Annotated in this window: 21 protein-coding genes and 1 pseudogene; 5 read left to right on the top strand and 17 right to left on the bottom strand. The window is 63.8% G+C overall.

Translation table 11 applies throughout. The features are described from left to right. Positions 1 to 60: 60 nt before the first annotated feature. The 4 genes from AB5Y98_RS14065 to AB5Y98_RS14050 all read right to left on the bottom strand — a co-directional run bounded on the left by AB5Y98_RS14065 (position 61) and on the right by AB5Y98_RS14050 (position 2,100). Positions 61 to 561 (bottom strand): metal-dependent hydrolase, encoded by a 501-nt coding sequence (locus tag AB5Y98_RS14065; protein ID WP_267996411.1) that lies wholly within the window; start codon positions 559 to 561, stop codon positions 61 to 63. A 91-nt stretch (positions 562 to 652) separates the two neighbouring features. Continuing rightward, a complete protein-coding gene (locus tag AB5Y98_RS14060) occupies positions 653 to 1,210 on the bottom strand; it encodes a cytochrome b/b6 domain-containing protein (RefSeq protein ID WP_005308410.1) in 558 nt (185 codons plus the stop codon). Between the two features lie 48 nt (positions 1,211 to 1,258). After that, a complete protein-coding gene (locus AB5Y98_RS14055; protein WP_017765207.1) occupies positions 1,259 to 1,528 on the bottom strand; it encodes a PepSY domain-containing protein in 270 nt (89 codons plus the stop codon). 119 nt (positions 1,529 to 1,647) lie between these two features. Continuing rightward, a complete protein-coding gene (locus AB5Y98_RS14050; RefSeq protein ID WP_005308419.1) occupies positions 1,648 to 2,100 on the bottom strand; it encodes a YaiI/YqxD family protein in 453 nt (150 codons plus the stop codon). A gap of 105 nt (positions 2,101 to 2,205) precedes the next feature. Between AB5Y98_RS14050 and zntB the strand changes: the two genes are divergently transcribed. Together zntB and AB5Y98_RS14040 are read left to right on the top strand one after the other, a co-directional pair. Next, the gene (zntB, locus tag AB5Y98_RS14045; RefSeq protein ID WP_065018365.1) at positions 2,206 to 3,198 is read left to right on the top strand and encodes a zinc transporter ZntB; all 993 of its coding nucleotides are present in this window, start codon (positions 2,206 to 2,208) and stop codon (positions 3,196 to 3,198) included. A gap of 9 nt (positions 3,199 to 3,207) precedes the next feature. Next, positions 3,208 to 3,726, top strand: a complete 519-nt coding sequence (locus tag AB5Y98_RS14040) for a mechanosensitive ion channel domain-containing protein (RefSeq protein ID WP_017780379.1) — start codon at positions 3,208 to 3,210, stop codon at positions 3,724 to 3,726. Positions 3,727 to 3,768: 42 nt separating this feature from the next. Here AB5Y98_RS14040 and AB5Y98_RS14035 read toward each other — a convergent pair whose 3' ends face one another. The 11 genes and pseudogenes from AB5Y98_RS14035 to AB5Y98_RS13985 all read right to left on the bottom strand — a co-directional run bounded on the left by AB5Y98_RS14035 (position 3,769) and on the right by AB5Y98_RS13985 (position 16,599). Beyond that, positions 3,769 to 4,017 (bottom strand): hypothetical protein, encoded by a 249-nt coding sequence (locus tag AB5Y98_RS14035; protein ID WP_005308429.1) that lies wholly within the window; start codon positions 4,015 to 4,017, stop codon positions 3,769 to 3,771. 63 nt (positions 4,018 to 4,080) lie between these two features. Next, a complete protein-coding gene (locus AB5Y98_RS14030) occupies positions 4,081 to 4,662 on the bottom strand; it encodes a DNA-J related domain-containing protein (protein ID WP_368232117.1) in 582 nt (193 codons plus the stop codon). Next, positions 4,659 to 6,446, bottom strand: coding sequence for a cation:proton antiporter (locus tag AB5Y98_RS14025; protein ID WP_368232116.1), 1,788 nt, complete (start codon positions 6,444 to 6,446; stop codon positions 4,659 to 4,661). Before AB5Y98_RS14025 ends, AB5Y98_RS14030 begins: the two co-directional genes overlap by 4 nt. A gap of 172 nt (positions 6,447 to 6,618) precedes the next feature. After that, complete coding sequence (locus AB5Y98_RS14020) at positions 6,619 to 7,140, bottom strand: MltR family transcriptional regulator (protein ID WP_005308438.1); 522 nt, start codon at positions 7,138 to 7,140, stop codon at positions 6,619 to 6,621. Between the two features lie 113 nt (positions 7,141 to 7,253). Further along, the gene (locus AB5Y98_RS14015; RefSeq protein ID WP_054544001.1) at positions 7,254 to 8,399 is read right to left on the bottom strand and encodes a mannitol-1-phosphate 5-dehydrogenase; all 1,146 of its coding nucleotides are present in this window, start codon (positions 8,397 to 8,399) and stop codon (positions 7,254 to 7,256) included. A 37-nt stretch (positions 8,400 to 8,436) separates the two neighbouring features. Further along, positions 8,437 to 10,359 (bottom strand): PTS mannitol transporter subunit IICBA, encoded by a 1,923-nt coding sequence (locus AB5Y98_RS14010; protein WP_042008627.1) that lies wholly within the window; start codon positions 10,357 to 10,359, stop codon positions 8,437 to 8,439. Positions 10,360 to 10,813: 454 nt separating this feature from the next. Next, a pseudogene (locus AB5Y98_RS14005) lies at positions 10,814 to 11,859 on the bottom strand (heparan-alpha-glucosaminide N-acetyltransferase domain-containing protein). 60 nt (positions 11,860 to 11,919) lie between these two features. Next, complete coding sequence (locus AB5Y98_RS14000) at positions 11,920 to 12,513, bottom strand: TetR/AcrR family transcriptional regulator (RefSeq protein ID WP_368232115.1); 594 nt, start codon at positions 12,511 to 12,513, stop codon at positions 11,920 to 11,922. Between the two features lie 188 nt (positions 12,514 to 12,701). After that, positions 12,702 to 14,723, bottom strand: a complete 2,022-nt coding sequence (locus AB5Y98_RS13995; RefSeq protein WP_368232114.1) for an exoribonuclease II — start codon at positions 14,721 to 14,723, stop codon at positions 12,702 to 12,704. A gap of 86 nt (positions 14,724 to 14,809) precedes the next feature. Beyond that, positions 14,810 to 15,709, bottom strand: a complete 900-nt coding sequence (locus AB5Y98_RS13990; RefSeq protein WP_368232113.1) for a LysR family transcriptional regulator ArgP — start codon at positions 15,707 to 15,709, stop codon at positions 14,810 to 14,812. Positions 15,710 to 15,975: 266 nt separating this feature from the next. Beyond that, positions 15,976 to 16,599 (bottom strand): acyl-homoserine-lactone synthase, encoded by a 624-nt coding sequence (locus AB5Y98_RS13985; RefSeq protein ID WP_017780387.1) that lies wholly within the window; start codon positions 16,597 to 16,599, stop codon positions 15,976 to 15,978. Positions 16,600 to 16,661: 62 nt separating this feature from the next. Between AB5Y98_RS13985 and AB5Y98_RS13980 the strand changes: the two genes are divergently transcribed. The 3 genes from AB5Y98_RS13980 (at position 16,662) to AB5Y98_RS13970 (ending at position 20,384) form a co-directional block, all read left to right on the top strand. Then, the gene (locus AB5Y98_RS13980; protein WP_005308457.1) at positions 16,662 to 17,444 is read left to right on the top strand and encodes a LuxR family transcriptional regulator; all 783 of its coding nucleotides are present in this window, start codon (positions 16,662 to 16,664) and stop codon (positions 17,442 to 17,444) included. 213 nt (positions 17,445 to 17,657) lie between these two features. After that, positions 17,658 to 18,278, top strand: coding sequence for an L-lysine exporter (gene lysE / locus AB5Y98_RS13975; RefSeq protein WP_005308459.1), 621 nt, complete (start codon positions 17,658 to 17,660; stop codon positions 18,276 to 18,278). A gap of 126 nt (positions 18,279 to 18,404) precedes the next feature. Then, entirely contained in the window at positions 18,405 to 20,384 is a 1,980-nt protein-coding gene (locus AB5Y98_RS13970; RefSeq protein WP_368232193.1) for a bifunctional 2',3'-cyclic-nucleotide 2'-phosphodiesterase/3'-nucleotidase, read from the top strand. Between the two features lie 65 nt (positions 20,385 to 20,449). Here AB5Y98_RS13970 and AB5Y98_RS13965 read toward each other — a convergent pair whose 3' ends face one another. Together AB5Y98_RS13965 and AB5Y98_RS13960 are read right to left on the bottom strand one after the other, a co-directional pair. Then, a complete protein-coding gene (locus tag AB5Y98_RS13965; protein WP_005308463.1) occupies positions 20,450 to 20,926 on the bottom strand; it encodes a glycine zipper 2TM domain-containing protein in 477 nt (158 codons plus the stop codon). A gap of 137 nt (positions 20,927 to 21,063) precedes the next feature. Beyond that, positions 21,064 to 21,516, bottom strand: coding sequence for a GNAT family N-acetyltransferase (locus AB5Y98_RS13960; RefSeq protein ID WP_368232112.1), 453 nt, complete (start codon positions 21,514 to 21,516; stop codon positions 21,064 to 21,066). Positions 21,517 to 21,621: the final 105 nt, after the last annotated feature.

Here is a 21,621-nt window from a genome sequence, read left to right as displayed (position 1 = left end):
CGCCCTCACCACGACAAACCCCTGCCTCGGCAGGGGTTTGTTTTTTTGGCGGCCGACCACCTAGCCGGGCCAGTGGGCCCAGTAACCGGCGGCCAGCAGGGTGAGGGTGCAAAAGCCGGTCTCGAGGGCGCCGCCGCTTCTGAGCGGCCAGCCCGGCAGCCGGTAGCGGCGCTTGCTGGGCCAGAAGAGCGGGATGCCGGCCGGGGTGAGCCAGTCCCCCAGCAGGTGGCTGAGGTAGCCGATGATAAGGGCATCCTTGACCCCGACCGGCAGAGTGTCGGGCGGCAACTGCTGGTTGAGCCCCCAGATGGCGACCGCCACCGCCAGCAGGCTGTGGGTGAAGCCGCGATGACCGAACAGGCGAGAGAGGGGTTTCGAGATCCAGGGCAGCCGCTGCCCCAATACCGACTTGGGGTGGTCGAGGTCCGGCAGCAGGGCGCTGGCCAGGGCGGCGGGTACGGTCTGCCACAGGCTGGCGTCGGCCAGGGCCGGCGTCAGCTGGAGTTTGTAGGCGATCAGGGTGCAGGTAACGGAAAACAGCAGGTGCCCTTGGGCGGTCATGATGGCTACGACATGGGAAAATGGCGGCGCATCTTACCAGTGTCGCGGGCCATTGCAGCAAAAAACCGGGGCCCGGCGGGCGACCCGGTCATTAACTGCGCGGATCTTCCACCTTGGTGTCGGCGGGCACCCGTTTCTTGCCCAGCACCATGGCGCGCACCAGGTCGCTGCGGGTGAGGCGATCGGTCAGGATCACCACGGCCGCATGGACACCGACGGCGGCCATCAGGGTGTTGGCGAGGATGCCGTGCAGCTCCTCCAGCCAGTCCTCGCCCCAGAAGGCATCCCAGGTGGTGAGCCAGCCGGTGACCACGGTGCCGACCAGCGACAGCAGCAGCAGCCAGATCATCAGGGCGCCGACCGGGTTGTGGCCGAGGTAGTAGGGGTGATGCCCGCTGGCCAGCTGGCGCAGGTAGTAGCGTACCCGGGCCGGGGTCGGCCACCACTGGCCGAAGCGGGCGTAATGAGGGCCGATCAGTCCCCACAGCAGGCGGATGATGAGCAGGATGCCCACCGCGTAGCCGGCGTACTTGTGGAGCTTGCTCCCCTCTTCCAGGATGAAGAAGTTGAGCAGGCAGAGGGTGACGGTGGCCCAGTGAAACACCCGGATGAGGGGATCCCAGACTTTCACTTCAGAGGTAGGGGTCATGGCAAGGCTCCAAGGCTGGGGCCGGCGCATTGCCGGCCCAACGCGGCGTTATTCGTCGATCTCTTCTTTCACTTTCTTCAGATCGGTCGGGTCGAAGTAGATCTCGACCTTGCGCTTCTCCTTGTCCCAACCGTAAATCTCGTAGCAGTTGGTCTCGGTGACCTTGAACTTCTTGATGTCATAGCCCATCGCCTTGATCTTCTGCTGGGCGTCGGCTTCGCTCATCCACTTGCTCTTGTCGGCCTGGGTACATTGGGGATCGGCCAGGGCTGCGCCGCTCAACAGAGGGATCAGTAACAACAGGGGGGTCAGTTTCATTGCTTGCTCCTTGCAGGTGGTTGGGTCAACAGCCACAAGGCTAGTTCAGCTCCCTTAAGAAAGAATTAAGCGCAGAAGGGGATGAACGGGTCTCCCCGGCAGGGCGCCGGGGAGCGGGCTCAGCTCAGCTTGCCCCTGACCAGCCACTTGTCCAGCGCGTTGGCGAAGCGCTGCTTGTCGGCCGCGTTGAGGGGGGCCGGGCCACCGGTCTGGACCCCGGCCGAGCGCAGCTCTTCCATGAAGTTGCGCATGCCGAGCCGCGCCTTGATGGTCTCGCGGGTGTAGATCTCGCCGCGGGGATTGAGCGCCTCGCCGCCGGCATCGATCACCAGGGCGGCGAGGGGGATGTCGCCGGTGATCACCAGATCGCCGGGTTTGACCTGCTGGGCGATGACATGATCTGCCACATCGAAGCCCTTCTCCACCTGCTGGGTCTTGATGAAGGGGGAGGGGGGCACCCGCAGCCCCTGATTGGCCACTAGCGTGGTCACCACCTGGGCGCGGTGGGCGGCGCGATAGAGGATCTCCTTGACCGGAATGGGGCAGGCATCGGCATCAACCCAGATGGGCATGGCATGGTTTCCTGTGTCTGAAACGAGTGGCGCATCTTAGCACGGCTGGGGGCGGCCGGCTGCCCCGGGGCTGAGTCGGGTCCGGCTTTGGTGTAAGCTGGGCCGATGAACATGAGCGAGAAGGACGAGCAGATGGATCGGGTGCCCAGTGACGTGATTTATGGCCTGACCCTGGATGGCAGGGGGGGCATGCAGCCGCTGGCGGCGGGCAGCGAGATTCCGGCAGCGCAGCCGGGCTGGCTGCATCTGGACTATGGCAACCCGGAGGCGGCGCGCTGGCTGTTGCAGACGCCGCTGTTGGGTGACGCGGCACGCGAATCCCTGCTCGGCCAGAGCAATCGCCCCAAGCTGGTGCGGATGGGGGAGACGGTGCTGCTGATCCTGCGCGGCATCAACCACAACAAGGATCACAGGCCCGAAGAGATGGTGGCGCTGCGGATCTTCATCACGCCGGACCTCATCATCAGCAGTCGGCGGCGGCCGCTGTTGTCGGAAAAAGATGTCTTCGAGCAGCTGAAGCTGGGGGGCGGTGCGGACACCCCGGCCGATTGGTTGGTGGAGATCTGCGACGCCCTGACCGATCGGGCCGGGGAGTTCGTCGAGGAGCTGCACGACCAGATCCTGGATCTGGAAGAGCAGGTGCTGATGCGCGACCTGCCTGCCAATGGCCGGCTGGCGCTGATCCGCAAGCAGCTCATCATGATCCGCCGCTACCTCTCCCCCCAGCGGGATCTGGTGGCGCGCCTTGCCAACGAGAAGATCAGCTGGCTGGATGAGGACGACCGGCGCCGCCTGCTCGACATCGCCGACCGGCTGCGGCGCTGGCTCGACGATCTGGATGCCGGGGTGGCGCGCACCGCCGTGCTGGCGGACGAGATCAACAACCTGATGGCGGAGGCGACCAACCGCCGTGCCTACCAGATGTCGGTGATGGCGCTGCTGTTTCTGCCCGCCAGCTTCCTGACCGGCCTGTTCGGCATCAACCTGGGGGGCATTCCCGGGGCCGAGAGCCCGACCGCCTTCTGGATCTTCTGTGGATCCCTGGTGGCGCTGGCGACCGGGCTGGCGGTCTGGCTCAAACACAGACGCTGGTGGTAAGGAGCCGACATGACCACATGGGAATCTTTTGGCGTGACCCTGCTGCTGTTGCTGGGCCACACCCTCATTCGCGGCCTCATTCACAAGAGCCTGATGGCCCTCGGCCAGAGCCGGCAGGTGAGCGAGAACCGGGTGCTCTACGTGGAGCACGTGTTCCACTTCCTGCTCGGCTGCGCCACCCTGCTGATCCTGGCCGGGGTGTGGGGGCTCGACTTCTCGCGGCTGGTGGTGCTGGCCTCCTCCTTCTTCGCGGTGCTGGGCGTTGCCATGGTGGCGCAGTGGTCGATCCTCTCCAACATCACCGCCAGCATCACCATCTTCTTCGCCTTCCCCTACCGGATTGGCGATCGGATCCGGATCCTCGACAAGGATGACTCGGTCACCGGCGTCATCACCGAGATCGGTCTCTTCTATGTGCGGGTGCGCGATGACAACGGCGATCTGGTCACCTATCCGGCCAACCTGATCCTGCAAAAGCCGGTCAGACGGCTGGAGGGAAAGGGGGCTGAACCCCTGCAACCGGAATGAGAAAAGGCTCCCGTGGGAGCCTTTTTTGCGCCTGCCAGCTTCTCAGCGTTCGAAGAAGCGGTAGAGGTGCTCGATCTGGATCGGGCAGTCCGCCACCAGATGCACGTGCTGGCGGGCCTCTTCGACCGAGCCGAAGCTGAGGGGGCAACCCAGGGTGTCGGTCATCTCGTACAGTTTGCCGTCCTGTCCCCTGAACTCCACGATCCAGCCGGGCAGGATGGCATCCTGCAGGATCTCGGCTTCCTTGAAGGCTTGTTGCTGGTAGAGCAGACGAAGTTCATTGACTGTCATGACATCCTCCCGTGACGCTTGATGCCACTTCAAGTCTAGTGGTTGCGGCCGCCATCAGGCGGCTCATTTGGCCGTCTTGAGATGCTCCCAGGCCCAGCGCAGGCGGATGAAGGTGTCGGCATCGCCCCCCCGATCCGGATGGTGTTGCAGTGCCAGCTCCCGCCAGCGGCGGCGAATGGCGTCAGGCCCCGCCCCGGCCGGTAGGGCGAACAGGGTCAGCGCCTCGGCCCTGTGTTCATCCCGTACGTAGGCCCGCCAGAAGTTGCCGAGCAGGGCCTCCACCTCCTCCCGGTCGGTCTGCCAGAACACCTGCCAGTCGAGGTAGTAACTGCGCAGCGCCTCACCCTGGGTGAGGGCGCTTGCCGCGTTGCAAGGAGCGAGCGGTTCGAGCCGGATATCCAGGGTGCTGATCAGCAGCCACCACCCTTCGCCATGAAGCTCGACCTGCAGCTGGTAGAGGGCGTTCATGATGAGAAAGTTGAGCCGAAACAGCTGCTGCTGCTCGTCCCCCGGCAGAGGCGGGATGAGCTCCTGGCGGCGCAGCTCGGCCAGCAGCTCGTGCACCTTGTAGCTGCCGCTGGCCTGCCTGAGCAGTGCCAGCAGCGGGGCGAGCAGCGGGTTGGCGGTCGGCTCGGCAGAATTCACTGGCCGGCCCCCTCTTTGGGGGGCTGCAGGGCGATCAGCAGCTCCCCGGCCAGCGGCTCGACGGGGCCGGTGACGATGCGGGTCCGCCCCTTGCCGTCCAGCACGAACAGCGGGATGGCGCCCGGGTTGGCCTCCTGATACTGGGCCCAGTCGAACGCCTCGCTCAGCCGGGTCGCCTTGATCTGGCCGCCCCGGCTCAGCAGGCCGCTCAACCGGGCGTAGTTGATGTCTGGGCCGAACAGGTTCTGACGGGCGCGGAAGGTGGCGCTCTCCCGGTTGGCCTTGCCGTGCTGTTCGCTGGAGCGCAACGAGTAGACCTTCTCCTCGCCGTAGAGGTGGGCGAAGTGCAGCACGCCGAGGGCGTTGTTGTGGCGGTTGGGGGAGAGCGCCAGCACGGTACTGATGCTGGTGAGCGGCAGGTGCAGCTCGGCGTGCTCGGATTGCGGGTTGCCGAAGTAGCAGGGCAGGTTGCTCATCCGTGCCTGACGGCAGAACTCCCAGGCCGGATCGCAGAGCTGAACCGGCACCCCCTGATCTGCCAGCGCCCGGCCGATGGCCCGCGCCACCGAGTTGGCTCCGATGATGAGCCAGGTGTTGGGGGCGCTCTGGCGCATCTTGAGCAGCCCGGCCAGCGGCGCCGAAGTGAGGCTCTGCAGCACCACGGTGGAGATGATCACCGCAAACACCAGGGGGACCAGCTTGTCCGCATCGGCAATGCCGGCCTCATGCAGGCTGATGGCGAAGGAGGCGCTGACCGCCGCCGCCACTATGCCGCGCGGCGCGATCCAGCCGAGCAGGGCGCGGGCCCGCCAGGAGAGATCGGATCCCCAGGTGGAGACCAGGATGCAGAGCGGGCGTGCCACGAACTGCACCACGCACAGCAGCGCCAGCACCATGGGGCCGAGCTGCCAGAGCTGGGCCAGATCGAGGCGGGCCGCCAGCAGGATGAAGAGGGAGGAGATGAGGATGACGGCGAGATCCTCCTTGAAGGCCAGCACCTCCTCCAGATCCAGCCCCTCCTGATTGGCGAGCCAGATGCCGAACACGGTCACCGCCAGCAGGCCGGATTCGTGGCTGAGCCAGTTGGAGAGGCTGAAGGTGACCAGCACCAGCGCCAGTACGCCGAACTTGTGCAGACTGACCGGCAGCCAGTCCTTGCGGATCAGCAGGGTGGTGAGCCAGCCGGCACCGACCCCGATGAGCGAGCCCACCCCCACCGTCTTGGCCAGCGCCAGCAGGGTGTGACCGACCAGATCCCCCTGACTGCCGAGGCGTACCGCCTCGAATACCAGCACCGCAAACAGGGCGCCGATGGGATCGATGACGATCCCCTCCCAGCGCAGGATGCGGTCCACCTCCCGGGTCGGGCGGATCACGTTGAGCATGGGGGCGACCACGGTAGGGCCGGTCACCACCAGCACGGCGCCGAGTACCATGGCGACCCGCCAGTCCAGCCCCAGCAGGAAGTAACCGGCGCTGCCGATGACGGCGAAGCTCACCAGCATGCCGGTGGAGCAGAGGTTGCGCACCACCTTGCCGATCCCCTTGAGCTCGGCCAGGTGTAGGGTCAGTGCCCCCTCGAACAGGATGATGGCGACCGACAGGGAGACCAGCGGGAACAGCAGGTCGCCGAGCAGGGCGTCGGGGTCGAGCAGGCCGCCGACCGGCCCCAGCAGCAGGCCGGTGAGCAGCAGAAACAGGATGGCGGGCACCCGCAGCGACCAGGCGATCCACTGGGCCAGCACTGAGACCAGGGCGATCCCGGCCAGGGAGAGAGCGATCATGTAGACCTCGGTTGGGGCAATGGACCTGGAGGAAGTGTAGTGGGGAAGATGGTCAGATTGACACCGCCCGAAAGCGGGGGCAAGCGCCCAGGAGGGCAGCGCGACAACGGGCGTCACGATTGTCGGGGGAGGCTTGGCAGCGAGGGGCCGCAGGTTGCGGCCATCAGCCGGATTAGATGGGGCTCTCTTTGTGGAGTTCGGTGACGCAGTCGGCCACCGCCAGCACCAGCGCCGAGCGCACCACCTGATCGAGCCGGTTCAGCTGCATCTGGTAGAAGGGCCAGTCCTCCTCGTTGGCGGGGGCCTCCTGCGGCATCATGCCGCCCTGGCTGACGCCGTGCAGACGCGCCAGCAGATCGCGGATCGGCTTGTCGCTGAAGCGGTAATCCTTGGGGTCGCGTACCAGAAAATCGCGGATCTTCAGGTAAGCCTCGAGATCCTGATAGCGCTCGAGGGAGATGAGGCCGAGGGCGAAGATGAGCTTGAGGCGCACCTCCAGCTGGCCGAGGGGGCCGCTCTGGTTGAGCAGGGGTTCGATGGCGTATTTGACGGCATACTCCTCCTGACGGAACGCGCGTCGCATCAGGGAGTCGACCGCCTCTTCCAGGATGGTCACGACTTCGAGAAAGAAGCCGCGGGGGCCATCCTGCTCGTTCAGTCGTTCCAGTACTTCATCTTCCTGGTGTGTGGTCATAAGTGCATTGGGTCCAGCTGACTGGGAGAGAGTGGGCCTCTCTCCCGGTTTTTATCGTATGAGGCGCTTTGGTGGCCGGCCTGAGCGGGCCGGCACGGTGGCGCCTCATCAGGTCACTTCAAATTGCCATAACGGGTGACGATGGCGCTGACGATGTCGCTGTCGGCGGTCAGGCCGGTGATGCGCGCCAGGGCCTGGGCCGGGCCCAGCTCCGCCAGCAGCTGTTGCAGCTCCACCGCCTGCGGGTCATCGGCATTGCGATAGTGCAGCGCAGCGGCGATCCCCTCCTGCAGGTGATCGCTGGGCAGGCCGTACTCCAGGGTGCCGAGCAACGGCTTCACCAGCCGATCTCCCGCCGCCAGCTTGCGCAGCGGCTGACGGCCGACCCGGTCAATCTCGTCCACCAGATAGGGGTTGGCGAAGCGGGCCAGGATCTTCTCGATGTAGGCGGCGTGCAGGCGCGGGTCGAAACCGTAGCGTTGCACCAGCACGGCGCCGCTCTCCTCCATGGCGCGACGTACCTTGCTGCGGATCAGCGGATCCTCGATCGCCTCGCGAATGGTGCGATAGCCCCTCAGCTTGCCGAGGTAGGCGGTGACGATGTGGCCGGTGTTGAGGGTGAACAGCTTGCGCTCGACGAAGGCCATCAGGTTGTCGGTGGGCTCCATGCCCGCCACCTGCGGCAGCTCGCCCTTGAACTGGGTCTGGTCGACGATCCACTCGCTGAAGCTCTCCACCGTCACTTCCAGCGGATCATCGTTGGCTGCGGCCGGCGGGACGATGCGGTCCACCGCTGAGTCGACGAAACCGATGCAGGCGTCGAGGGTGGCATGATACGCGACCGGCAGGTACTTGAGTACCTCCTGTTTGAGGTGGCTGGTGCCGCGCACCATGTTCTCGCAGGCGATGACGTTGAGCGGCGTCAGGTTGCCGGCATCGAAGCGGGCCTGCAGCCCCTGGGCCAGTGTGCTGGCAATCTTGTCCAGAATGTTGGGGCCGACCGCGGTGGTGACCAGATCGGCGGTGATGATGCGGGCGATCACCTCGTGGCCGGCGGAGCTCACCGCCGCCACGTTGCGCACCACGTCCAGCTTCTGATCCGCTCCCACCACGTGCACCTTGTACTCCTGGCGGTGGTTGAGCTGGTCGATCAGGGTCTCGTTGACGTCGGCGAAGGTGACCTGGTGGCTGGCGTCGGCCAGCAGTTTCCCGATGAAGCCGCGACCGATATTACCGGCACCAAAATGCAATGTTTTCATGATATTAACCTCTTGAACCAAAGACGATGAAGGACGATCAGGCCGCCTGTTCGGCACCCAGCAGATCCAGGAACTCCTGGGGATCCTGGGTGCTGGCCAGCCGGTCGATGAGACCGGGTTCGTCCAGTGCATTGGTCAGGCGGGTTATCACCTGCATGTGTTCGTCGTTGCGGGCGGCGATGCCGATCACCAGCCGCGCCACTTCATCGGCCGCCTCGCCGAAGGCGACCCCGGCCGGGTATTGGCAGATGACGATGCCGGTGCGCTTCACAAACTCCTTGGCGGCGATGGTGCCATGGGGCACGGCGATGGATTCACCAAGGTAGGTGGAGACCAGCTGTTCGCGCTCCAGCATGGCGTTGACGTAGTCGGGCGCCACGTAGCCCCGCTCCGCCAGTAGCTTGCCGGCAGCCCGGATGGCGGCCTCCTTGTTGTCGGCCTTGAGCCCCAGGTGCACGTCATGACGGCTCAGGGTAAAGACCTCGGCCGCTTGCGGCTCGTAGCTGTCGTCGTTGGCAGCCACCAGCAGCTGCGGGTTGGCGACGTCATCGTTGGCGGCCTGGGTCAGGCTCTGTACCAGCTCCTGATAGAGACCGTTGTCGAGGAAGTTGGTGAGCGAGATGTGGTGGGCGTGCGGCGCGTGGCGACGGGCCCGCTCGGTCAGATCCTTGTGGGTGATGACCCAGTCCACCTGATCGTCAAGTTGATCGATGGCGCGGTTGGTGACGCTGATGTCGAGGCCGGCGGCCTGCACCCGCTTGCGCAGCAGGCCGGCGCCCATGGCGCTGGAGCCCATGCCCGCATCGCAGGCGACGACGATGTTGCGTACCGCCATCAGTTCACCGCCCGGCTTCTTGGCCGCTGCGGTCTCGGGCTTGGCACCCTTCATGGCTTTCATCTTGCGGGTGGCTTCACCGAGGGCATCGGCCTCGTCGGCTTCCGGCTGCTGGGCGCGCACGAACACGGCGGCGACCAGGAAGGAGACCAGGGTGGCGCTGATGATGGAGAGAGCAACCCCTATGAGGGAGGCTTTCGGTGTCATCAACAGCACGGCGAAGATGGAACCCGGTGAGGCGGGGGAGACCAGACCTGCGTTGAACAGGGTCAGGGTGAACACCCCGGTCATGCCGCCGGCAATCACCGCCAGGATGAGGCGCGGGTTCATCAGCACGTACGGGAAGTAGATCTCGTGGATGCCGCCGAAGAAGTGGATGATGGAGGCACCGGCAGCGGACTGCTTGGCGGCGCCGCGACCGAACACCATGTATGCCAGCAGCACACCCATGCCCGGGCCCGGGTTCGCTTCGATCAGGAAGAAGATGGAGCGGCCGTGCTCGGTGGCCTGCTGGATCCCCAGCGGCGAGAAGATGCCGTGGTTGATGGCGTTGTTGAGGAACAGGATCTTGGCCGGCTCGACGAAGATGGAGGTGAGCGGCAGCAGGTTGTTGTCCACCAGGAAGCCGACGCCACCGGCCAGCACGCCGGAGAGCACCTTGACGAAGGGGCCGATCACGAAGAAGGCGAGGATCGCCAGCAACATGCCGATGAGGCCGGCGGAGAAGTTGTTGACCAGCATCTCGAAGCCGCTCTTGACGCGACCTTCCATCGCCTTGTCAAACCGCTTGATGGCCCAGCCACCGAGCGGGCCGACCATCATGGCGCCCATGAACATGGGAATGTCGGTCCCCACGATGACGCCCATGGTGGTGATGGCACCGACCACGCCGCCGCGCTCACCGCCCATCAGCTTGCCGCCGGTATAGCCAATCAGCAGCGGCAGCAGGTAGGTGATCATGGGGCCGACCAGCTTGGCCAGCGTTTCGCTCGGCAGCCAGCCGGTGGGGATGAAGAGGGCGGTAATAAAGCCCCAGGCGATGAAGGCGCCTATGTTGGGCATGACCATATTGGACAGGAAGCGTCCAAAATTCTGTATCTTGACTTTGGTATCCGGTGATAACATGTCGGGACCCCGTTTTAAGCCTGTTTGATTAAAAGTGGTAGTCGGGCTGGCCGGTTTTGCCGAACCGCCATCCCTGTCGTCTAAGCAACTTCAATCTACCAGCTTGTGATCAAATTAGGCTGAAAACGGGGTGTCTTGTGACGCAGCTCTCAAATACCCCAGCCTCCCCCCTCCCTTCATAGTGACGTCGATCACATTCACTCTCTGTATTTCGGCTACATTTCGATCTTTGCTGCCGCCAGTATCGTTTTTATGTGATGCAAGTCACCATTTGCTGTTTGCGCAAACCTGACGTCAATGTGATCTATTTCTCATTTCCATTATTTGTATTCAATTGGAGCAATTCACCCGACCTGAAAACTAAGAGTGTTGACGATGGATTGCTTTAATCCACATTCAAATAACCAATGAATCAATTATTTTGTAACCCACTTTCAGTTTTTCATGATCTCCTTCAGCCGCAGAGCCGACGCATCAGCCACTCCAGCGGGCCTCTTTCGAAGCGCAGACTCCAGAGATTGGCAAACAGCAGCGCCGCCAGGGCGAAGAGGCCGGCGGCCAGCACCACCTCGGGCAGATCCTGCCCCTGCAGCCAGCCGATCACCTCCAGCATCCCCATGCCGAGCATGATGTGGGCCAGATAGAGGGTCAGGGTCTGCCGACCGACCGGCAGCCATACTCGCCACCAGCGGGCCTCGGGCAGGGTACGGCTCAGCCAGAGGCAGAGGGCGATCAGGGTGCTGGCCGCTCCCATGCCGAACAGCAGGTAGAGCGGCGCGGGGGAATGGGCTGGGTCGCCAGCAACGGCGCCAGCTCGGGGTTCGGCAAGAGGGTCGGCAACCAGAGTGACAGCCCCCTGGCCAGCGTCATGGCACTCACCCCGCCGGCCAGCAGCCAGCGCTGGGTGAGCGGATTGGCCAGAGACTGACGGCTCAACCAGAGGCCGTAGAGCAGAAAGCCCAGCCAGGGCACCACAGGGTGCCAGCCGTTGAACAGCAGATTGCGGACGAAGCCGGCCAGGGTCCAGAACTCGGGATAGCTGAAGCTGTGCCACTGCCAGCCCCGATCGTAATCGAGCAGGAACAGTAGCCCCACGAAGCTTGCCGCCAGCAGCGGGATTAGAGCCAGCAGCCAGGGGGAGGGAAGCCGGAGACAGCAGGCCCCCAGCAGAAAGTAGATGGCGTAGTAGTGGATGATGTCGGCCGGAAACACCAGGTAGTTGAGCAGCCCCACGATCAGCAGAAACAGGGCCCGCCTGGCGGTGTGGGTCATGGCCGCCGACCACGCCAGCTTGCGGGTCGACAGCCCCAGCCCGATGCCGGCCAGCACCACGAAGCTGGCGGCGGAGCGCCCCTCCAGCGCATCCAGCAGGGGTTTGAGCCAGCCCGGCCCGCCCGCCAACACCCCCATGGCGATGCGAAAATTCACCAGCACCATGCCGAGCAGGGCCATGGCACGGGCCAGATCCAGTCCTTCCAGTCGATTGTGCGGGGTCGTCATGGGAGCGATTCCTTTGGTGATCAGCGGGTCAGCGGGTCAGCGGGTCAGCGGGTCAGCGGGTCAGCGGGCCGGGCCCAACAGCTGGTCCAGCAGGGAGGGCAACCTTTGCTCCACCGGCGCCAGCTCTGGATGCAGTGCCAGGGCGTGGCGCAGGGCTTGCCCCTCCAGCGCGTCCAGCAGCAGCTGGGCCGTGAGGCCCGGCTGCAGGTAGGAGGCCAGCTCTCCCGCCTGCTGGCCACGGCGCACCGTCGCCGCCAGGGCATCGCATAGCTGGCGCTGGTTGCTGGCGAAGGTGGCCGCCATCTCGGGATGGCGGGTCAGCTCGGCCAGGATCTCGGTGCCGAGCAGCAGGTTCTCCGGGGTCAGCGACCAGGCGAGGTAGCCGGCGGCGAAGCGGGCCAGCGCCGCCCGGGCCGGCCCCTGAACCAGCTCATCCAGCAAGGGTTGCAGCTCGGCCGCCTCCAGCGAGGCAATCAGGGCGATCAGCTCCTCCTTGCGGGCGAAGTGGTTGTAGAGGTTACCGAGGCTCACCCCGGCGGCGGCGGCGATGTCGCGCATGCCGGTCTGGTGGAAGCCCCGCTCGATAAAGCAGCCGAGCGCCGCCTGGATGATCTGCTCGCGGCGCTGCTCCAGCCGCAGGTTGTTGGTGGTCATGGGGATGCCTCTTGCCTGAAAACTTACCATGAGCGAACGTTCGTTCATTTGTGGATTCACTCTATGCTCGTAACGAGCCACTGGCAAGCCAGGGGCGTACAAAAAGTGAACTGCGGACTCGGCGGGCGGCATGGTCCAATAAAAAAGCCCGCAGAGTGCGGGCTTTTTACAAGGTGGGAGGATCTGGCTTATTCGGCCTTGGGAGCTTCTGCAGCCGGTGCGGCCTCGGCTTCGCTCACTGGGGCGACCGGCGCCGGGCCTGGCACCAGCTCCACCGCCGGCTTGGCGATGAGGGAGCGGGTCTCTTCCACCGCTTCGGTCAGCTTGACCTCGATGATCTGGCCGAGCTCGTAGACCACTTCGGTCTTGTCCAGATAGACGCGGCCGTTGTCCCAGTTGCACTCCAGCCGCTCCTTGTTGTCGAGGATATGGCGGGCGGGCATGAACACCACGGCACCGTTCTCCTGCAGACGCAGCTTGAGGCCGGCGCGCATCACGTCGATGATCTCGGCGTTGAACACCTTGTCGGTACCCGCATCGGCCTTCAGGTAGCGCACATAGAGCCAGTCGCCGATGTCGCGCTCCACCATGCGGTGCAGGCGGCGGCAGGTGGTCAGGTGCTCGGTCAGCTCCAGGCTCGGGCGCTCACCCGGGGTCTTGCCGGCGATGACGGCCTTGAGCAGGCGATGGTTGACCATGTCGCCGTACTTGCGGATCGGTGAGGTCCAGGTGGCGTAGGCATCCAGCCCCAGGCCGTAGTGGGCACCCGGTTCGGCGGACATCAGGGCATAGCTCTGGAAGCGGCGGATCTTGCCGTCCAGCCAGCGGGTGTCCAGGCTGTCGATCCAGCGGCGCAGGGCGCAGAAGCCGGACAGGCTGGCGATCTCTTCTTTCTCGAACGGGGCCTCGGTGCTTTTCAGCAGGTCGATGGCGCCGTCGAGGGATTCTTCGTCAAAGCCGGTGTGGACGTTGAAGATGCCGTAGCCGACCTGCTTGCCGAGCACGCGGCCGGCGCAGATGTTGGCGGCGATCATCGACTCTTCCACCATGCGGTTGGCGATGCGGCGCGGCTCGACGTGGATGGCCAGCACTTCGCCGTTCTCGCCCAGCTCGAAGTCGTAGTCGGGTCTGTCCGGGAACACCAGGGCATGTTCGGTGCGCCACTTGATGCGCGCCTCGGTCATCGCCTTCATCAGCGGCAGCTGGGCCAGCACACCGGCGTCGATATCCAGCTGCTTGCCGTGTTCGGCCCAGTCGGAGACGTCGTCATAGGTGAGACGGGCGTGGGATCTGATGCGGGCGGCGAAGAACTCGGTCTCTTCCAGCAGCAGGCCATCCTCGGCGATGAGCAGACGGGCACACAGGGTGTTGCGCTCCTCTCCCTCTTTCAGGGAGCAGAGCTCGTCGGAGAGGGTGCGCGGGATCATCGGCACGTTGCGGCCCGGCATGTAGACGGTGAAGGCGCGCTGGGCGGCTTCTTTGTCCAGCTCGCTCCCTTCGGCCACATAGGCGGTCGGGTCGGCGATGGCCACCAGCAGCTCCCAACCGTTGTCCAGCTTGCGGATGGCCAGGGCATCGTCCATGTCCTTGGTCTTGGCGCCGTCGATGGTGAAGAAGGGGGTTGCGGTCAGATCGGTGCGGGGCAGCTCTTCCTCTTCGATCACCTTCCACTCCGGCAGATCCGCCGGCTCGACCTGGGCCAGGTTGTGGCGCGCCAGCACCACCCACCAGGGCACGTTGTGATCTTCCTGGGCGGCGATCTTCTGGGTGATTTCGGCGGAGAAGTTGCCGTCCACCAGGGCGTGACGCTTGAGGGTGGCGACCACCCAGTCCCCTTCCTTGAACTCTTTTTCGTCCAGACCCTTCTTGACGCGGGCCTTGATGGCGTCCTTGATCAGCGGATGATCGGCCACCACGTTGAGGCGGTCGCGGAACATCTTGACCCGGGCCACGAAGCGGGTGACGGACTGCTCCAGCAGCTCATCCGGCTCGGCCACTTCCTTCTCTTTCTCGGTGCGGATCAGGGCGGTCACCCGGTCACCGTGCATCACCTTTTTCATGTAGGGAGGCGGCACGAAATAGCTGGTCTTCTCATCGACCTCCAGGAAGCCGAAGCCCCGATCGGAGGCGCGGATCACACCCTCTTTCTTGGGGATGTTTTCGCGGATTTGTTGCTTGAGCTGGGCCAGCAGCGGATTGTCTTGGAACATAAATGGGGAACCTGAGTGGAGACCTGGTGGTTAATCGCCCAGCACTATACGTTTTTACCCCTCCAAAGCCAAGGTGAATGGCCCTGTCAGGGGCGTTGCAGCGCCTGGCGACCCTGCTCGATCAGGCGCTGGGATATCTGTTTGTGCAGCCCGCGCTCCAGCACCCAGCGGTGCCAGTAGAGTCGTTCGACCAGGTGCTGATCCGGGTTGAGATCGAGCAATGACCCCTCCGCCAGCTGGCGACGGATCTGCAGTTCCGGGATCAGGCAGCAGGCCAGCCCCTGTTCGGCCATGGCGACGAAGGCCTCCGACGAGCGCACCGTGTGGCAGGGGTAGCCGCCGGGCTCCAGCCCGAAGTGGCGGGCCATGTAGCTGACGTGCATGTCGTCGCGCTGATCGAAGGCCACCGCCGGCGCCTTGGCCAGCGCCGCCAGGGTCAACCCCTGCGGGAAGTGGCGCTCGACGAAGGCGGGGCTGGCGGTGAGCAGGTAACGCATCTCGCCGAGCTCGTCGACGCAGCAGCCCGCCAGTGGCTGGCCGTGCAGGCTGACGGCGCCGAACGCCTGCCCCTCGCGCACCCGATCCAGGGTACGGCTCTCGTCATCCACCAGCAGGTTGAGCTCGATGGGGTGCTGTTCCAGCAGCGGCGCCAGGGCGGGCAGAAACCAGGTGGCCAGGCTGTCGGCATTGACGGCAATGCTGACCCGGATCGGCGCCTGGGGTTCGGCGGGAGAGAGCTCGCCGGCCAGCTCCAGTTCCAGCTGGCGTACCTGGCGGTAGTGGGCCAGCAGCTTCTGCCCGAGCGCGGTGGCCTGCAGCGGCTGGCCGCGAATGATCAGCGGCTCGGCAAACTGCTGCTCCAGCTGCTTGATGCGCTGGGAGATGGCGGACTGGGTGATGTGCAGGCGCTGGGCGGCGCGCTCGAAGTTCTGCTCCTGCATCACCGCATCCAGCGCCAGCAGCAGCTTGTAGTCCAACGCCTTCATCAGCATTCCTTATCAGCAGGGAGATTGAGAAGGAATGCTACTCAAGTGGTGGCGAGAGAACAACCGGAGAGCGCTGAAAATGTCGGCAGCGCAGGCGGGACAAGGGCTGTGGGGTCAAAGCGGGTTTGTCACTGTGAGATGTGACAGTGGTGGTCAAAAGGTATTCAGGAGATACTCTTTTGCGTCCGTTTTTGCATGGGGTGGAAACGGGCCATAGCGAGAACTTTTAATCCCGGGTCTTACCCCGGGATTTTTTTGCGTCACCCTTATTCGGTGACCAGCTCGCGGGCTTCGTCATAGGCACCCTGCAGGGGCTGACCGACGGCACGGGCGAAACGCTCGTCCAGATGGAAGCGGATCCCCACCCCGCGCACGGCGCCCAGATCCACCGCCTGGCGGTGACCGAGCCGCTCGATGGGCAGGCCGAGGCGGCGGAAGATCCGCTCTACCGGCAGGCTGACCACGGCAACCAGCTCGCGGATCCCCTTCGCCCTGGCGAAGGCATAGACCTCGCGGAAGATGACGCAGGTCAGCTCGCTGACCCCGTTGCCCAGGCGCGGCGCCCGTTCGGCATCGATGGCGAGGCGGGTCAGTTCCCACACGTCGTTGCTGCGTGGCGGGGCTTCGCCGGCGAGGGCGGTGGGGAAGATGCTGGGCAGCATGTAATCCTGGGCACAACTGAGCAGACGGATGCAGCCGCACAGGCCTTTTTCATCCTCAATCAGAACCCAGTGGGTGTCCGGAGTATCGAAACTGTCCTGCTCCAGACCACGGTGAGATTCCACATCCCAGCCGAGGCGATCGGAGAAGACGCGATTGCGAAAGCGATAAAGCTCGTTTTCTACCTCCCATCTGGGGTGTTCTTTTAATTTTCCTTTGAAAACAAGCATTCAGATGTCTCCATTTCAGTGTTCGGCGCTATAATCGAGGCCCTGGCCAGGGGGGCTAGCCTATGAAACAAGACCAACTGCTTGAGTACCTCGAACATTTCACTTCGGTAACGGACGGGGATCGTCTGGCCGAGTTGATCGGTCGGTTCACGCTCGGTATGGGTTACGACTACTACCGGTTTGCGCTGATCATTCCCATGTCGATGCAAAGACCCAAGGTGGTGCTGTTCAATCAGTGCCCCGACTCCTGGGTGCAGGCCTATACGGCAAACCATATGCTGGCCTGTGATCCCATCATTCAATTGGCCCGCAAGCAGACCTTGCCCATTTACTGGAACCGGCTGGATGAGCGAGCACGTTTTCTGCAAGAGGGCAGTCTGGACGTGATGGGGTTGGCGGCGGAGTTTGGGCTGCGCAACGGCATCTCGTTTCCGTTGCACGGGGCGGCGGGGGAAAACGGCATACTGTCGTTCATCACCGCCGAGCGGGCATCGAGCGATCTGCTGCTGGAGTCCTCGCCCGTCCTCTCCTGGATGTCCAACTACATCTTCGAGGCGGCGATCCGGATTGTGCGGGTCAGTCTGCGGGACGATGACCCTCAGGAGGCCCTGACTGACCGGGAGACCGAATGCCTGTTCTGGGCCAGTGAAGGGAAAACGTCGAGTGAAATCGCCTGCATCCTGGGGATCACGGAGCGAACCGTGAACTACCACCTCAATCAGGTCACCCGTAAAACGGGGTCGATGAATCGCTACCAGGCCATCGCCAAGGGGGTGAGCAGTGGCATCTTGCTGCCCAATCTCGAGCAGGTCGTGGTCACCAACTTCCCCAAGCTGATGCAATAAAACCCGATGATTCTCGGGGCAGAGTGACTGGCTAACAATTGTCAGATCCTGCAATTGACAGCCATAAGCGGGTCTAGCCCCTTCTACCTCTAAGGGGTTGGGTCGAACCCTCTGTCATTAGCAAAACAAATTGCTCAGCAGATTAATGAATTTCTCTAAACGTCTGGCCGCCCCTTATAGTGCCGTCCAATCACTCTGCTGGACGGTTCATCCATGTTTGCTACCACCCTGCAAGGCTTCACCCTCGGCCTTGCCATGATCATCCCCATCGGTGCCCAGAATGCCTTCGTGCTGAGCCGGGGCATCCACCGCAACCACCATCTGCTGACGGCGACCCTCTGCTGCCTGTGCGATCTCGTGCTGATCGGCATCGGGGTGTTCGGCGGCGCCAACCTGCTGGCGGCCAGCCCGATCGGACTGGCCCTGCTGACCTGGGGCGGCGTGCTGTTCCTCGGCTGGTTCGGTATCCGTTCCCTGCGCAGCGCCTGGCGCGGACAGGGGGCAGCGCTTGCTGACTCGCCCCAGCTGATGGGGGTCAAGAGCGTGCTGGCCATGACCCTCGGGGTGACCCTGCTCAACCCCCACGTCTACCTGGACACCCTGATGCTGCTCGGCTCCTTCGGCAGCCAGTTTGCCGAGGAGTTGCGGCCCGCCTTTGCGGCGGGGGCCATGCTGGCCTCGCTGGTCTGGTTTTATAGCCTGGCGTTTGGGGCGGCCGCCCTCTCGCCTTGGCTCGCTCGCGGTAGGGTACAGCAAGCTATTGATACTATTGTTGGTTTCATCATGCTGGGGTTGGCGCTGCAGCTGGCGAGCGGGGCTTTGCTGGCGTCATAAGGCTATTTTTGTGCCGCACCTCATAAAAATTCACCCCGGCTTCATCCGCTGACATATTCGTCTGTTAAATTCCCGTCGCTGGTAAAGCGACACTCTAATAAAAGGGACAAGACAGTGAATAAATCCATGAAGCTGGGTGCTATTGCAGCCATCGTGCTGTTATCTGCCTGTAGCAATGACAACGACAGCAAGGCGCAACCGGGTGAGGTTGCCCTGCGTCTGATCCAGACCTCCGATATCCACTCCAACGTGCTGGGCTACGACTACTACCAGAACAAGGAGGACCGCAAGTTCGGCCTCTCCCGCACCGCGCTGCTGATCCGCGCGGCCCGCGCCGAAAACCCCAACAACCTGCTGCTCGACAACGGCGACCTGATCCAGGGCACGCCGCTGGCGGACTACATCTTCGAGCAGTCCGGTGCCGGCTACCTCGACAAGCAGGCCCACCCGGTGTTCAAGGCGATGAACGAGCTTGGCTACGATGCCGGCAACCTGGGCAACCACGAATTCAACTACGGCCTGGATTACCTCACCAAGACCCTGCAGGGAGCCAAGTTCCCCTATGTGAACGCCAACGTGTTCGAGGCGGGCGCCTTCAAGCGCGATGCCAAGGGGCAAATAGACTGGAGTGGCAACAAGTTCACCCCCTACCTGCTGCTGGAGCGCAAGGTGAAGGATGACAAGGGCCAACTGCAGACCGTCAAGGTCGGCATCCTGGGGCTGACCCCGCCGCAGGTGCTGCAGTGGGACAAGCGTCATCTGGAAGGCAAGGTGGTGGTGGCCGACATGGTCGAGACCGCCAACCACTATGTGCCCGAGCTGCGTGCCAAGGGCGCCGACGTGGTCGTCGTTGTTGCCCACACCGGCATCAACGCCAGCAGCTACGAGGCCATGATGGAGAACTCCGCCTGGCACCTGGCCAAGGTGAAGGGGGTGGATGCCCTGATGCTGGGCCACGCCCACAAGAACTTCCCGGGTGACTTCCCGGATCTGCCGGAGGTGGACAACAAGGCCGGTACCCTGAGCGGCATTCCGACCGTGATGCCGGGTTACTGGGGCAACCACCTCGGCATCATCGACCTCAAGCTGGAGCAGGTGGACGGCAAGTGGCAGGTGAAACAGAGCCAGGCCAGCCTGCGCAAGATCGACTCCAGCGAAGGCAGCGCGGTGGATCAACGGGTGGTGGACCTGGTACAGGCCGATCACGACGCCACCAACCAGTGGCTGGACGAGCCGCTCGGCAAGATCACCTCCTCCATCCACAGCTTCTTCGCCCTGGTGCAGGATGATCCCTCGGTACAGCTGGTGAGCGATGCCCAGCGCCGCTACGCCGAACAGCTGCAAAAAGACGGTCTGCTCAAGGAGTCCTACCCCATCCTGTCGGTGGCGGCCCCGTTCCGTGGCGGTCGCAACGGCATCAACGACTTCACCTACGTGGCCCAGGGCGACATCTCCCTGCGCAACGTCTCCGACCTCTACATCTATCCGAACACCCTGCAGGTAGTCGAGGTGAACGGGGCCACCGTCAAGGAGTGGCTGGAGATGAGCGCCGGCCAGTTCAACCAGATCGACACCGGCAAGACCGAGGTGCAGTGGCTGGTGAACGAGAAGTTCCCCACCTACAACTTCGACGTGATCGACGGGGTCAGCTACGAGGTGGATATCACCCAGCCGGCCCGTTACAACAAGGAAGGGGCCAAGGTCAGCTACGGCCAGCGTATCAGCAGCCTCACCTTCAACGGCCAGCCCATCGATCCGGCCCAGAAGTTCTACGTGGTGACCAACAACTACCGCGCCAGCGGCGGCGGTCACTTCCCGGGCATCGACGGCAGCAACATAGTGCATGAAGATCCCTACGAGACGCGCGAGATCATCGCCCAGTACCTGAAGGCCCAGTCTGCCGAGAACCCGGCCGGCTTCAGCCCGGCGGCCAACAACAACTGGCACATGAAGGCCCTGCCTGCCAACGTGGACGTGCGGCTCTACTCCTCGCCCCGCGAGGAGGCCAAACAGCTGGCCGGTGCGGATCTGGAGTACAAGTCCACCCTGCCGATGGATGACGCCCAGCACCCTGGCTACGCCATCTTCCGGCTGATCCGTCAGTAATTTCCGGCCGACATGGCAATAAAAAAAGCCCTCGCACTGCGAGGGCTTTTTCATGGGCGGAGGGCTTAGTTGACCACGGCCACGTTGATGGTGCCGTTGCCCTGGGTCATGCGGACCCGGGCACCCGGTACGAAGGTGGGGCTGGCCTTTTGCACCACCACGATGGATTCGCCGTTCTCTTTCTTGATCTCGAGCTCGACGCCGTCCACCTGATTGAGCTTGTCACCGGCCGCCTTGCCGGCTGCCGCACCCGCGATGGCGCCACCGGCCGCGGCGATGTCGCTGCCGCGCCCGCCGCCGATGGTGCTGCCGAGCAGGCCGCCGACCACGGCGCCACCGATGGTGCCGATCAGCGAGTTCTCATCGGCCTGGATCTTGACCGGGCGAGTGGAGAGGATGGTGCCGTAGCTGACGGTCTGTACCTGCTTGGCGCGATCCTTGGTGTAAACGTCGCCGGAGTAGACGTCGCTGTTGGCACAGCCGCTGAGGGTGGTGGCGGTGGTGGTGGCCAACAGGGCGATGAGGGTAATGCGTTTCAACATGATGGGCCTCCTGGGCTGGCATCTAATCTGGTTTGTTCGGTCAGTGATTCAACTCTACGCCAACCGGATTGAGCATGAAACCAGCAAAGTGTAACCAATTATAAGGCCCGGACCCTGCAAACCCCGTTCCCACCGGCTCAGTCGAGCCATTTTTCCAGCAGCAGGCGATCCTCGCCTTGGCCGAAATAGTCGCGCTCCTCGGCCAGTTGCTGATAACCGAGTCGAAAGTAGAGGCGCTGGGCCGGATTGGCCGGATCCACCGTCAGTCTGACCCGCTCGATCCCCAGTTTCAGCAGTGACTGCTCCACCTGCAGCATCATGCGTTCGGCCAGGCCGAAGCCGCGCGCCTCCGGCAGCACCGCCAACGACAGCAGCCAGCCCTGCGACCGATCCTGTCCCAGTCCACCCAGGGCATAGCCCAGCAGCCTGCCGTCCAGCTCGGCCACCAGCAGCAGCTCGGGCCACAGGTCCATGGCCTGGCGGAAGAAGAAGCCGGGATAGACATCCTCCCCGAATACATTGACGTCGATCTGCCAGATGGCGTGCATGTCGGTGTGGCGCGCCACTCTCAATACGGGGGGCTGGTGCATCCGGGCTCCTGTAGTGTCGTACGTGCTGCCGGGCGGCAGTCAAAAAGGAGCCACAGGGTAGTGGGCCCGCCAGACTGATGCAAGCGGGTCTGGGGTTCTGAGCGG

Source organism: Aeromonas sp. s3, from assembly GCF_040907805.1.
Classification (GTDB): Bacteria; Pseudomonadota; Gammaproteobacteria; order Enterobacterales; family Aeromonadaceae; genus Aeromonas; species Aeromonas dhakensis.
This window is presented reverse-complemented; position numbering and strand designations above follow the sequence as displayed.